Annotated in this window: 11 protein-coding genes; 5 read left to right on the top strand and 6 right to left on the bottom strand. The window is 41.4% G+C overall.

Translation table 11 applies throughout. The features are described from left to right. Positions 1–7: 7 nt before the first annotated feature. From gldD to mutY, 4 genes are all read right to left on the bottom strand, one after another. Positions 8–562, bottom strand: coding sequence for a gliding motility lipoprotein GldD (gene gldD, locus FEK29_RS03010; protein ID WP_138256905.1), 555 nt, complete (start codon positions 560–562; stop codon positions 8–10). Continuing rightward, positions 552–1,880: a gliding motility-associated protein GldE gene (locus FEK29_RS03005; RefSeq protein ID WP_138256904.1), complete on the bottom strand. Its 1,329-nt coding sequence runs from the start codon at positions 1,878–1,880 to the stop codon at positions 552–554. The genes gldD and FEK29_RS03005 overlap by 11 nt, the downstream gene beginning before the upstream one ends. A gap of 22 nt (positions 1,881–1,902) precedes the next feature. Next, on the bottom strand, positions 1,903–2,364 hold the full coding sequence (locus FEK29_RS03000) for a single-stranded DNA-binding protein (protein ID WP_138256903.1): 462 nt from the start codon (positions 2,362–2,364) through the stop codon (positions 1,903–1,905). Positions 2,365–2,478: 114 nt separating this feature from the next. Then, complete coding sequence (gene mutY / locus FEK29_RS02995; protein WP_138256902.1) at positions 2,479–3,528, bottom strand: A/G-specific adenine glycosylase; 1,050 nt, start codon at positions 3,526–3,528, stop codon at positions 2,479–2,481. A gap of 126 nt (positions 3,529–3,654) precedes the next feature. On the opposite strand from mutY, the gene FEK29_RS02990 reads away from it, so the two are divergent. The 5 genes from FEK29_RS02990 (at position 3,655) to FEK29_RS02970 (ending at position 9,552) form a co-directional block, all read left to right on the top strand. Further along, on the top strand, positions 3,655–3,945 hold the full coding sequence (locus FEK29_RS02990) for an HU family DNA-binding protein (protein WP_038236075.1): 291 nt from the start codon (positions 3,655–3,657) through the stop codon (positions 3,943–3,945). A gap of 256 nt (positions 3,946–4,201) precedes the next feature. Then, positions 4,202–5,749, top strand: a complete 1,548-nt coding sequence (locus FEK29_RS02985) for an Rne/Rng family ribonuclease (RefSeq protein WP_138256901.1) — start codon at positions 4,202–4,204, stop codon at positions 5,747–5,749. A 306-nt stretch (positions 5,750–6,055) separates the two neighbouring features. Then, a complete protein-coding gene (locus FEK29_RS02980; protein WP_138256900.1) occupies positions 6,056–8,443 on the top strand; it encodes a glucosidase family protein in 2,388 nt (795 codons plus the stop codon). A gap of 60 nt (positions 8,444–8,503) precedes the next feature. Then, a complete protein-coding gene (locus FEK29_RS02975) occupies positions 8,504–9,082 on the top strand; it encodes a PepSY domain-containing protein (protein ID WP_138256899.1) in 579 nt (192 codons plus the stop codon). Further along, a complete protein-coding gene (locus FEK29_RS02970; RefSeq protein WP_138256898.1) occupies positions 9,082–9,552 on the top strand; it encodes a regulatory protein RecX in 471 nt (156 codons plus the stop codon). Before FEK29_RS02975 ends, FEK29_RS02970 begins: the two co-directional genes overlap by 1 nt. Positions 9,553–9,804: 252 nt before the next feature. Here the strand turns inward: FEK29_RS02970 and FEK29_RS02965 are convergent, their stop codons facing one another. Next, complete coding sequence (locus FEK29_RS02965) at positions 9,805–10,671, bottom strand: cupin-like domain-containing protein (protein ID WP_394347764.1); 867 nt, start codon at positions 10,669–10,671, stop codon at positions 9,805–9,807. A 173-nt stretch (positions 10,672–10,844) separates the two neighbouring features. Next, positions 10,845–11,939, bottom strand: a complete 1,095-nt coding sequence (gene bioB / locus FEK29_RS02960; protein ID WP_138256896.1) for a biotin synthase BioB — start codon at positions 11,937–11,939, stop codon at positions 10,845–10,847. Between the last annotated feature and the right edge of the window lie 19 nt (positions 11,940–11,958).

The following is an 11,958-nucleotide window of genomic DNA, read 5'->3' as shown; positions in this document are numbered from 1 at the left end:
TATTGAATTACTTCCATTCCAAGGTTTCTATGATCCTTCGAATATCGTTCTGCAGATAAGCGGCCGCGGGCAATATGGAATCATAATTGGGTTTTACGTAAAAATAAACGGACCCCGTCAAAAAATGTTCCGTACTATCGGTCACAAAGAACTGAGATTGGGAGGCCGCGTTCCCCTGCACTTCGAACAAGGAACCATAAACTTGTTTATCGGGGTTTACATAGGGCTGCTCCACAATATTATCGGCCTTTACGGCGTGCTCGTAACTAAGTCGCTTGGCGTCAACGATCAGTTTTTCCAGGTTGCCATCTATCTTTTTATAACTTAAGAAAATAGCGCCCTTCATGTCTGGGTATTCCAATGAAAATGCGGTTTCCGATTCCAGATTGGGCGTTGCCAATTCATTGTAATCGAAGCTGAAATTTTCGGTTTCCAAGGGTGAAGAGGCTCCTTGAGGATATTCTAAACGCATTTGGGCCTTTGGCTTGGGTATGGGTTGGTCTTCACACGAGCCTAAAAAAACAATAAAGACAAAAAGGAGTACCATAATCTTATATCTCATGGGGCAGTGTCACTTTAATTTGTTTTAACCTCTTTTTATCAAAACTCTCCACAACAAATTTATAATCCTGAAAAACAACTTCCTCGCCTCTTTTTGGAAAACTTCCGGCCATTTCCAGAACAAAACCGGCGATGGTTTCAGATTCCCCTTTGTTTTCCTCAAAGATATCCTCATCAGATAATTTTATGACCCTGTAGAAATCTTTCAAGGTAGTTTTCCCCTCAAAAACATAATTGTAATCGTCCAATTTTGAGAAAACCAGGTCCTCATCATCAAATTCATCGCTAATATCCCCCACTATTTCTTCTATGATATCCTCCAAGGTAACGATACCGGAGGTACCCCCGTATTCATCTACCACCACGGCCAAATGGTTCTTTTTTGCCTGAAAATCGGCCAAAAGGTCATCCAATTTTTTGTTCTCAGGTACAAAATAAGGTTCTCGAATCAAGGTCATCCAATTAAAGGACTTTCTATCCAAGTAGGGCAAAAGGTCCTTAACATACAATACGCCCAGTACATTATCTATATTTTCCGAAAAAACGGGAATCCTAGAATAGCCGTTCTTTTTGATTTCCTCCAAAACTTCGGGAAACTTCATTTGATCGTTCAAGGCAAAAATGTCTATCCTGGGTCTCATGACCTGTTTGGTATCGGTATTTCCAAAAGTTACGATACCCTGTAAAATCTTTTGCTCCTCCTTGGTGGTATCGCCCTCTGAAGTAAGTTCCAATGCCTGGGATAGGTGATCTACACCAAAACTGGATTTCTCCTTTCCCAACTTATTGTATAAAAAAATTGTTCCGGAGCGCATGGGAAGGCTTAACGGGGAAAAAATAAAATCCAAGACACGCAGGGGATAGGCCATGAAGTTGGAGAAGCTCAATCGATTTCTATTTGCATAAACTTTTGGCAGTATCTCCCCAAACATTAGAATCATAAATGTGGCTACCACCACCTCCAGCAGAAACCTCACCGAAACGATATTGAAAAGCACCGCGTTTATTTCGGAAAAAAGGGTATCGCCTATCAAATTGAAGATCAAGACCACCCCAATATTGATGGCGTTGTTGGCAATAAGGATCGTGGCCAATAATTTCTTGGGACGTTCCAATAACCGAATAAGAATAGTGCTTTTTTCCGTTTTCTGGTCCTTTATTTCGTTTATTTCGGTAACCGAAAGTCCGAACATGGCCACTTCTGCCCCAGATATAAGCGCAGAACAGATCAGCAGTATGACCAACATGGCAATATTAAGCGCAAAGGCACTTTCCATCACCAGAAAATGCAAGGCCAGCGGTAAAGGGTCTGGGTCCACTTACTATTAATTAATTTCCAAATTAAAATGGTAAATCGTCTTCATCGTCCTGACTTAATGGTGCGGGAGATTTGGGCAGTGTCCTGTCGTCGTGCCCTTCCTGTTGCTGCTGGGAGGACTGTCCGGAACTATTAGCCATACTTTCCTGTTTTGTGGTCAAAAAGGTAAAGTCCTGAACATGGACTTCCGTCGTATATCTGGTATTACCATCTTCCCCCTGCCATTGGCGGTTCTTTAAACGTCCTTCAACATAGACTTTATCCCCTTTGCTCAAGTACTTTTCGCAAACTTCGGCGGCCTTGTTCCGTACTACGATATTGTGCCAATCCGTATTGGTGACGCGCTCGCCCGTCTGCTTATTGGTATAGGTCTCGTTGGTGGCCAAAGGAAAACGCCCAATGCATCCTCCGCCCTCAAAATAGTGCATCTTCACTTCGTCTCCCAAATGCCCGATCAGCATTACCTTATTTAATGTACCACTCATATTTTTTCACCTTTATATGTATGCAAACTGCCTGAAATTAAGGTCTCCCTTTGGAATAATCAGGTAGTTCGACTTGCTGATTCCCATACTACGGAAATCCATAGTTCAAAAGTACTAAAATTTAAATGTTTTCATGAATTCCGCTATCAATACGGGAACCGGATAATTTTCAAGATTGGATACGGGTATGGTATTGGTCCGAAAAAAGGGTCCTTCCAATATCCAAAACCTGGTATGCAAATGCTGGTGTGAAAGCTTGTGGACGATGGAATCCGAATTAAAAAGGCTGATTTCAGGTGGTCTTTTGAACTTTAGTACCTCGGAATGCCGAATTTCAATGTCTTCCAAACTGACTTCCCGTTCCGTTTCCAACAAGGGAAATTCCCAGAGATTTTGCCAAATACCCTTTCCTTTACGCTGTCTCAATTGTGTAAGGACCTCATCGTTTTTCCGATGCTCCAAGGGTACCAAATAGTTGAAAAAGCGCTTTTTGATTTTCGTCTTTCCAATTTTGACAGGCAAATCCTTTACGATGCCCATTTCCAAGGCCACACAACCACCGGCCAGAGGACAGGTAGAACAATTGGGGCTTTGGGGCGTACATTGGACCGCACCAAATTCCATGATGCCCTGGTTGTAATCCCTAATATTGGTAGGATGCAAGACCTCAAGGGCCAACTTTTTAAAGGATTTTATCCCTTCCGTGCTATTGATCGGTGTTTTCACACCAAAATATCTGGACAAAACCCGGTATACGTTTCCATCGACCACCGCCTGCGGTTCGTTAAAACAAATGGAGGAAATGGCGCTCGCAGTATAGTCCCCAACACCCTTTAGCTTTAGCAAACCGGCATAGGTTCTGGGGAAGGTCCCATTGAATTCCCCAACGACCATTTTTGCGGCTGCGTGCAGATTTCGGGCCCTGGAATAATAACCCAGTCCTTGCCAAAGTTTTAGGACCTGTTCCTCATCGGCTATGGCCAAATCTTCAACCTTGGGAAAGGCTTCGATAAACCTATGGTAATACGGAATGCCCTGGGCAACACGGGTCTGTTGCAAAATGATTTCCGACAACCAAATTTTATAAGGGTCCAAGGTATCGCGCCAGGGCAAATCGCGCTTGTTTTCAAGGTACCATGTCAAAATTTTATCGGAAAAAGACATTCGCAAAAATACTAAGCGGCAAAAGTATCAGTTTAAATACTTAAAATTAGATTATTAGAAAGAAAGATTGAATTTAATTTATATATTTGCAACCCGAAAAAAATACAGAAAATCTAATATTGTAAGATGACGAAAGCGGAAATTGTATCGAAGATCTCAGATAAACTGGGAATTGAAAAAGGAGATGTACAAGCGACAGTTGAATCCTTTATGGAAGAAGTAAAATCTTCTTTGGAGAGTGGAGATAACGTGTACCTAAGAGGTTTTGGAAGTTTTATCATCAAGACCAGGGCAGAGAAGACCGGAAGGAACATCTCTAAGAATACAACCATCAAAATCCCCGCCCACAACATTCCTGCATTTAAGCCGGCAAAGGTTTTTGTAGAAGGTGTAAAAAGCAACGTACAAGTAAAATAATAATCTAAAAGAAGAACTTTATGCCGAGCGGTAAGAAAAGAAAAAGACATAAGGTAGCTACCCACAAGCGTAAGAAGCGCAGAAGAGCTAACCGACACAAGAAAAAGTAGTTTTAGAAACTACTTTTTCGCTTTAATACCTACGTTCCTTGACATAGAGATTCCAAAGCGAGTCTCGGCAGATTTTATAAATCTGTTTCCAGCATTGTTTAATCCATCTATCCTATATTCTTTGGGATAGATACAAATACATTCAGGTGAATAGAGAATTAATCGTAAGATCTAGTTCCAATGCCGTTGATTTTGCCTTGCTAAAAGACGGAAAACTCACTGAGCTCCACAAGGAGGAAGACAATAACAATTTTTCGGTCGGGGATATATTCCTGGCCAAAATTCGTAAGCCCGTAACGGGCCTAAATGCAGCATTCGTTAATGTTGGCTACGAGAAAGACGCGTTCCTACATTACCATGATCTGGGACCACAACTGTCTTCCATGTTGAAGTTCGTTAAACAAGTGAGTACGGGAAAACTAAAGGATTATTCCTTAAAGAACTTTCCCTTCGAAAAAGATATTGACAAAGATGGCGTCATTACCGATGCCATAAAGGCCAATCAATCCCTTTTAGTTCAAATTGTAAAAGAACCCATTTCCACCAAAGGACCCAGAATAAGTTCCGAGCTTTCCATAGCAGGACGATATTTGGTCATGGTGCCCTTTTCAGATCGTGTCTCGGTATCGCAGAAAATTGCGAGCAAGGAGGAAAAAGACAGGTTGAAAAGGCTTGTGAAAAGTATAAAGCCAAAAGGCTTTGGGGTAATCATCAGAACGGTCGCAGAAGGCAAAAAAGTTGCGGAACTGGACAAAGACCTAGCAAATTTGCTGAACAAATGGTCAGCAATGTGCAAAAAATTATACAAGGCGCAGACGCCTTCAAAAGTATTAGTGGAGCTCAATAGGGCTTCCTCCATCCTTAGGGATGTCTTTAACGATAGCTTTACCGGAATTTATGTTGACGATTCCACATTATACGGAGAAATCAAGGACTATGTTGCCGAAATCGCCCCGGAAAAGGAATCCATAGTGAAACACTACAATACCAATGTCCCTATATTCGAAAAATTTGGAATAGACAGACAGATCAAGACTTCCTTTGGTCGTACCGCGACCATGAGCAAGGGTGCTTACCTTATCATTGAACATACCGAGGCGTTACATGTAATAGACGTCAATAGCGGTAACCGTTCCAACAAGGCCAAGAACCAAGAAGACACTGCGCTTGAGGTAAACCTTTTGGCCGCCTCAGAGATTGCAAGACAACTTCGCTTACGGGATATGGGCGGTATCATTGTAGTCGATTTTATCGATATGGTAAAATCCCAACATAGAAAGAAACTTTTTGACCATCTTAGGGATGAGATGAAGGACGACCGGGCAAAGCATAAGATTTTACCTCCCAGTAAATTTGGCCTCATACAGATTACAAGACAGCGTGTTAGGCCAGAAATGAACATTAAAACAACCGAAGAGAATCCAAACAAAAACGGACAGGAAATCGAAGCTCCCATCGTTTTGATAAACAAAATCAACGTGGATCTGGAGCGACTCTTAAAAGGACCTGCCAAGGACAATAACATAACCTTGAACATACATCCTTTCATTGCCGCTTACATCACAAAAGGATTCCCATCCATTCGTACCAAGTGGTTCTTGGAACACAAACGATGGATAAAAATTCAACCCAGGGATGCGTATACGTATCTCGAATACCGTTTTAAGAATAAGGACGGCAAAACAATATATTAAATAAGAAAAGCGACTTCCAAAAGGGGTCGCTTTTTTTGTTTTCAAAAGCAACCGGTTTATTAAACAATTGCTTTTAAAATGATTCCCTTTAGTAAGTATTTACATTTTCATATTTTTAACCCGGAATATGCATTAGGGGAGCGTAGTGAAGGTGAAAAGGGCAAAAAAATAAAGTGGTTTGGAAATTTTGGCATAGCACCGCTATGGTGAAATTGAAAATAGAGTGCAGCGTTTTATTTTGAAGCGATTTTTAGCTGTAACAGCTTTTCTAACGCATAATCCGGGTTTAATTCCAAACTCGTATCCATGACAAGAAAGCTCTTCCCATTATTGGTCGTTTCCTGTTTGCTAAGTTGTTCAAAAAATTTAAAGGAACCCAACATATTCTCCAACCTTACTGGATCAACGTTTATCGAAGGTAAAGAGGAATATTTAGGGTCCCCCTATGTAACTGCCGGAAACCGAGTCTATATGGTTGGGCACCAAGACGGTAGTTTTCCCCAATTAGGATGGCATATAAAAGACGAAATGGGTGGTATTTGGAACCACCCCATTAAATTGATGGACGGATTTGATGCCCGTATTTCTACTCCCAGTGGTAATTTCCCATTGAACAAGGCCATCAAATTTGAAAATTATCCCTTTGGCAACAAACACACCTTTATTTCAAAGGACTCTAGTATTCTTGTGGAACGTTTTCAATTTGTACCTGACGATATTCAAGGAATACAGATTTCGTACAAAATTAAAAACCAAGGTTCCGTTTTGACCAACTTGGATTTTGAGTTCATAGGGCATAGTGACCTTAGGCCAACCTGGTTGGGTGAACGCACCAATATGATTGATAATGCGGATAAATCCACCTATCTTGAAGATTTAGCTGCTTGGCAGGTTAAAGACACCTCCAATCCATGGTATGTACTATATGGATCAGACAAAACTCCGCAGTCGTATTCACAGTCAAATAGTGATTATGACGGAAAAGGTATTTCCAATCAATTGAAATATTCCATACAAATTGATGCACACGATGAGCGATACCTTAATTTCTACATTGCAGGTTCATACAAAGATCTACAAGACGCCAAGGACACATACGGCATATTAAAATCGAAAACAACCCAGCTTCTCCAAGAAAAAAAAGAACGATACGAGAGTCTTTCAAAAATGTCCAAACTTACCATCCCTGATAAGGATTTACAGGCCGCTTTTGAATGGCTGAAATACAATTGTGATTGGTTGGTGAGAACGGTACCAGAAATAGGTACGGGCATTACGGCAGGTATCCCAGACTACCCATGGTGGTTTGGTGTAGATAGTGAATATGCCTTAAAAGGTTATATGGCCATTGGACAAACAGATCCGGTATATAGCACTATTGAATTATTGGACAGTGTTTCAAAAGCTGTAAACGGAAATGGAAAAATTATTCATGAAATGTCTACAAACGGTTCGGTATTCAATGATGGAAACATTAATGAAACCCCACAATTTGCATCGTTAATTTGGGAGGTTTACAAGTGGAACGGGGATACATCCTTTTTGAAAAAGTATTTTCCGACCATAGAAAAAGGACTGGAATGGCTGATGCTAGAAAATGATGCTGACGGAAATTTATTTCCGGATGGATTTGGTATGATGGAAATACACGGTCTGGACAGTGAAATGATCGATGTAGCCTCATATACCCAAAGAGCCTTTGGGGATGCTTCTAAAATGGCATTGGAACTTGGTAAGGATAGTCTGGCTGTTATCTATGCTGAAAAGGCCCGTTTATTAAAAACTAAAATCAACGATGTTTTTTGGTCAGAAGCTTATGAATCCTATGCCGACTTTATTGGTACTGACCAACAATCCATTCACCTAATAGAGGATGCCATTATACGTGCTGACACTTTGGACAAACCTTGGGCGGTACAGGAACTTGAGAATACCAAAAAACAGATTCTACAAAATCCGTCCAATACTCCCAGAGCTTTTGTAGTACATCACAACTGGGTCGTGAATACACCTATGGAAATGAAAATAGCGGATAGTGCCAAAGCCATCAAAGCCCTAAATACCGCAGAAAAATTCGTTAACCCTTTTGGGGTGTTCGTAACGGGAATTGACCGTGACGCGTCTGCCGGGTCTGATGACGGTTCCTTTAAAGGAAGCAAAGTGTTTTCCTATACCGGGGCTGTAATGACCTTGCCCACTGGAGTGCAGGCAGTAGCTGAAAATAATTACGGCAGACCAGATAAGGCCCTAAATTACCTTAAAAGAATGACAAGGACCTTTAGTTATGCCCTGCCTGGTAGCATTTACGAGGTTTCACCAGATTATGGCATGATGACCCAGGCTTGGAACATTTACAGTTTTGCTGTTCCCATAGTCAATCAATTCTTTGGAATAAAACCTTTGGCCTCTGAAAAGAAAATCATAATTGAACCCAATATGCCCTCAACTTGGAATGACGCATCCTTGGAAAATGTTAATGTGGGCGAGAATGAAATTTCAATTTACTATAATAAGACCATTGATAATCTGGAATTAAGAATAAATCAAACGAAACCAGATTGGAAATTGGAGGTACTTTTACCTAAAACACCAGGTTTGGATTATGAAAATATGGAAGGATATAATTCCAAAAAATCTACAGAGACCAAAGCCCATTTTACTTTCATAAAAAAGCACGTAGCATTGAAGTTGTAAAGACTATTGGTTTTGATTACTTCCTATCGAGTTTCTTAATTGTACTACAAGTACCCGTATATGACAAAAAACAATAGAAGACAACAACAGGCGAAAGTTATCCGTATTTTCAGAAAAATACATCGTACCACTGGAGCCCTTCTATTCTTTTTTTTCCTATTTATATCCATTACCGGCCTTCTTTTAGGCTGGAAAAAAAATAGTAACGGACTCATTCTGGCAAAAACGGAAAAAGGCACCTCAACGGAACTAACGGATTGGCTTCCTTTGGAAACCCTAAAACAAAATGCCCAGAAAATATTTAGGGATTCAATTTCCACCGAACTTTCTCCTGAAATCGACAGGATCGATGTACGCCCGGATAAGGGTATCCTAAAATTCAAGTTTGTGGACAACTATTACGGAATCCAATTGGATGGTGCTACCGGAAACTTGTTAAAAATAGAAAGAAGGCGGTCCGACTTCATAGAACAGGTGCATGATGGTTCCATTTTGGACCGATACTTAGGAACATCGGACGGTCAAATCAAGCTTTTTTACACCACCGTTATGGGACTGGCACTGTTGGTATTTACCATAACGGGATTTTGGCTCTGGTACGGGCCCAAGAGAATGAAAAGAATAACAAAGAATTCCTGATGTCCAAAGAATCCTTCACCCTAGAGGAAGCTACCCGAAAATTGGAAGGATACTGCGCCTACCAAGAGCGATGCCATCAAGAGGTAGTAAATAAATTACAAGGCATGGGAATGATTCCTCTGGCCATTGATACCATTATATCTCACTTGATCAAGGAAAACTATTTGAACGAAGAACGATTCGCCAAAAGTTTTGCCAGGGGCAAGTTCAATATAAAAAAGTGGGGGAAAAAAAGAATCGTTGCGGAATTGAAGGTTCGGGACATTTCCAAATACAATATTCAATCTGCCCTAAATGAAATTGATGACAATCAGTATTTGAAAACTTTCGAAGCACTGGCCAAAAAAAGACTGGAACAAATCAAGGAAAAGGAGATACAGAAGAAAAAGAAAAAACTCGCCGATTATCTTTTATACCGTGGTTGGGAAAGCCATTTGGTCTACGAAAAGGTCAACGAGCTGGTTGGTTGATTCTTACGCCAGGCTCAGGCAAACAATTGGTTCCTCGTTTTTCGTTGTTCATTGTTAGTGGATAATCGTTATTTCTTAATTTTTGTAAGCTATCATAATCACAGCTTTTCTGTCCGGTCGAGCGGAATCGAGACCTCCTATTATACACCTTAGGTTTATCTACCTCTCGACTGCGCTCGAGGAGACATTGATTTATGATCTAAAAGGGATTTTCAAAATTGTTAATTGTTCTCAGGTACAAATTACCAATTTCTAACCTGTAACAACTCTCAATTTATTGGTCCTAGCAATGGCCCTTTCATTTTTCCGGTCTATCCATTTCTGCCCTTTAATTTTCCGCATCAACACATCAAAATGTCGCATGATAATGACATTGTAGAGCGCTTTCGCCAAATTTTTAGGGTTTCTGGCAATGGCCCTTAAACTCATGGAAAAACCGGGGGTAATGTATTTCATATAATGCCAATATCCTTCCGGCATATACAAAACCTCTCCATGCCTTAAGTTCGTCCTATAACCGTTTGCCTGTTTTAAGACCGGCCACCTGTCATAATCGGGGTTTGAAAAGTCGATACTCTCATGGGTTATCAAAGAGTGCGGAACTTTGTATAAATACTTGGTTTCCGATTGTGGAAAAAGGATACACTCCTTCTCCCCTTCAAAATGAAAGTGAAAAATATTTCCCAAGTCGATATCGTAATGCATGAAGGTATGTGAATCCGTGCCCCCAAAAAACAGCATGGGAAGCCCTTTCATGAGTTTGATGCCAAAATCCGGATAGGAGAAATCCTTCTGTAATTCAGGTACCTCCTTTAGAATATTCCAAAGAAATATCCGGTATTTTGTAGGCTTGGCCTTGAGCAAATCAATATATTCCGATAGCTGCATCTTGGCATGCGGCTCGTTAAAACCGTCCTTATGCTGTACGGGCCGATCATCGTACAGCGGCACGACCTTGTCTCCGGCAATACCCTTGATATAGTCCAAATTCCATTTTTCAAATGCAGGCCAATTCTCAATAAACCGCTCTATGACCACAGGTTTTTGCGGCTTGAAATAATGGGTTAGAAAGTCCTCCTTGGTAATGGTTTCTACCCTTGGAATTTCAGTTAACTTCAACGTAATTTGGGTTTTAGTAAACTACCTCAGGGCAAGCCCACGAGGCATTCTTAGAAAACGAACTTTTAATTTCTGGGCAAACCTAGGAGTATTAAATCCTTTGGCGGTGCCAATAAACCGCAAATTTAGGCAACACAAGCAAAATACGATATTAAAATTGTGATAATGTAGGACTAGTCCGTCATTTTCGCCTTTCGTTTTGCCTCTTCGTTTCGCTCTATTTTATGTCCGGGTCGGGACCATTTGGGTTTTTCGTTCAAGGGTTTAAATTGTGAATCTGAAGCTTCCACGGTAGTAGGCTGGGAAATCTTTGTGAACGGTTTTTGTGGGTTCAGTCCCAAAAGCCTGAACATGTCCATATCCTCGTTTACATCTGGGTTTGGTGTAGTTAACAGTTTGTCCCCTGCAAATATGGAATTGGCACCTGCAAAAAAACACATGGCCTGGCCCTCCCTACTCATCTGTGTGCGACCGGCGGAAAGTCTAACCTGGGTTTCGGGCATTACGATTCTCGTGGTAGCGACCATACGTATCATGTCCCAAATGGCAATAGGTTCTATATCTTCCATGGGGGTTCCTTCCACAGCGACCAAGGCATTGATGGGAACCGACTCCGGTTGCGGGTTCAAAGAGGCCAACGCGACCAACATTCCGGCCCTGTCCTCCAATTTTTCCCCCATCCCAATGATACCTCCGCTACAAACGGTCACATTACTCTTGCGAACATTTTCTATAGTGTCCAAGCGGTCCTGAAAAGCACGGGTTGAAATTACGTCCTTGTAATAATCCTCAGACGTGTCCAAGTTATGATTATAGGCATACAATCCCGCTTCCGCCAATCGCTTGGCCTGATTTTCCGTAAGCATGCCCAAGGTACAGCACACCTCCATATCCAGTTTATTGATGGTCCTGACCATTTCAAGGACTTGGTCAAATTCCGGTCCGTCCTTTACATTTCGCCATGCAGCGCCCATACAGACCCTGGAGCTTCCAGAAGCCTTGGCCCGCAACGCCTGGGCCTTTACCTGGGATACGGACATCAAATCATTGCCTTCTATATTGGTATGGTAGCGCGCGGCCTGGGGGCAGTATCCGCAGTCCTCCGGGCAACCTCCCGTTTTTATGGAAAGTAAGGTAGAAACTTGGACCGTATTGGGGTCGTGGTGCATCCTATGTACCGTAGCCGCCTCATATAAAAGTTCCATTAGTGGTCTATTGTAAATGGCTAAAATTTCCTCCTTGGTCCAATCATGTCTTACTTCGCTCATAAAATCATAGTTATATGTA

The sequence above is a fragment of the Maribacter aurantiacus genome (genome assembly GCF_005780245.1).
GTDB classification, from domain to species: Bacteria; Bacteroidota; Bacteroidia; order Flavobacteriales; family Flavobacteriaceae; genus Maribacter; species Maribacter flavus.
The sequence above is the reverse complement of the archived record's forward strand: the minus strand, read 5'-3'. Positions and strand labels throughout refer to the sequence as shown.

Bases quoted from the DNA above. Each gene is read 5' to 3' on its own strand.
- FEK29_RS03000 (WP_138256903.1), bottom strand. From the start codon at position 2,364: ATGAGTGGTACATTAAATAAGGTAATGCTGATCGGGCATTTGGGAGAC.
- gldD (WP_138256905.1), bottom strand. From the start codon at position 562: ATGAGATATAAGATTATGGTACTCCTTTTTGTCTTTATTGTTTTTTTA.
- mutY (WP_138256902.1), bottom strand. From the start codon at position 3,528: ATGTCTTTTTCCGATAAAATTTTGACATGGTACCTTGAAAACAAGCGC.
- FEK29_RS02975 (WP_138256899.1), top strand. From the start codon at position 8,504: ATGACAAAAAACAATAGAAGACAACAACAGGCGAAAGTTATCCGTATT.
- FEK29_RS02990 (WP_038236075.1), top strand. From the start codon at position 3,655: ATGACGAAAGCGGAAATTGTATCGAAGATCTCAGATAAACTGGGAATT.
- FEK29_RS02980 (WP_138256900.1), top strand. From the start codon at position 6,056: ATGACAAGAAAGCTCTTCCCATTATTGGTCGTTTCCTGTTTGCTAAGT.
- FEK29_RS02970 (WP_138256898.1), top strand. From the start codon at position 9,082: ATGTCCAAAGAATCCTTCACCCTAGAGGAAGCTACCCGAAAATTGGAA.
- bioB (WP_138256896.1), bottom strand. From the start codon at position 11,939: ATGAGCGAAGTAAGACATGATTGGACCAAGGAGGAAATTTTAGCCATT.